Origin of the sequence: Deinococcus sp., from assembly GCF_018260405.1 — a bacterium.
GTDB lineage: Bacteria > Deinococcota > Deinococci > Deinococcales > Deinococcaceae > Deinococcus.
The window spans coordinates 1-557 of sequence record NZ_JAGLBG010000265.1 but is presented as its reverse complement, the minus strand read 5'-3'; the positions used below and the strand labels follow the sequence as shown (position 1 = coordinate 557).

The window sequence follows — 557 nt, the reverse complement described above, 5'->3', positions numbered from 1 at the left end:
TCCAGGCGGCGCACGCGGCGCAGCGTCGGGGCGGGCGTCAGGCCGATCTCGTCGGCGAGTTCCGTGTTCGGTATGCGGGCGTCCCGCTGAAGAATGCCGAGAATCTGCCGGTCCAGCGCATCAAGAATAGTCTGAGACATGATCGAGCGCATTCTAGCAAGGCCGCGCAACCCCGTTGCGGGGTGTGGCCCAGAACGGGCACATGCGGGCAATCCTGATGGCACGGTGAACTGTTAATCTTGCGTTACATTCAGCAGCACCACCACCGGCAGGAGACACCTGCACGGACAACGAGGTCACACCCATGCACATCGGACTCCCCAAAGAAATCAAGGTCAAGGAAAACCGCGTCGCCCTCACCCCCGGCGGCGTCGCCACGCTCGTCCGGCGCGGCCACACCGTCACCGTCCAGCACGGCGCGGGCCTCGGCAGCGGCATCCCGGATCAGGACTACGTGAACGTCGGCGCCACCCTGGGAAGTGCCGATGAAGCCTGGGCCGCGCAGATGGTCGTGAAGGTCAAGGAACCCACCGAGAGCGAGTACCACTCCCTGCGCC

At 65.2% G+C, this 557-nt stretch carries 1 protein-coding gene and 1 pseudogene; one reads left to right on the top strand and one right to left on the bottom strand.

The window, feature by feature from the left end; translation table 11 throughout:
* Positions 1–140, bottom strand: a 140-nt coding sequence (locus QZ269_RS13465; protein WP_291427196.1) for an Lrp/AsnC family transcriptional regulator, incomplete at its 3' end; no start/stop codon positions are given.
* A 164-nt stretch (positions 141–304) separates the two neighbouring features.
* Here QZ269_RS13465 and QZ269_RS13460 point away from each other — a divergent pair.
* Positions 305–557: pseudogene (locus QZ269_RS13460) on the top strand (alanine dehydrogenase); the annotation flags it as partial.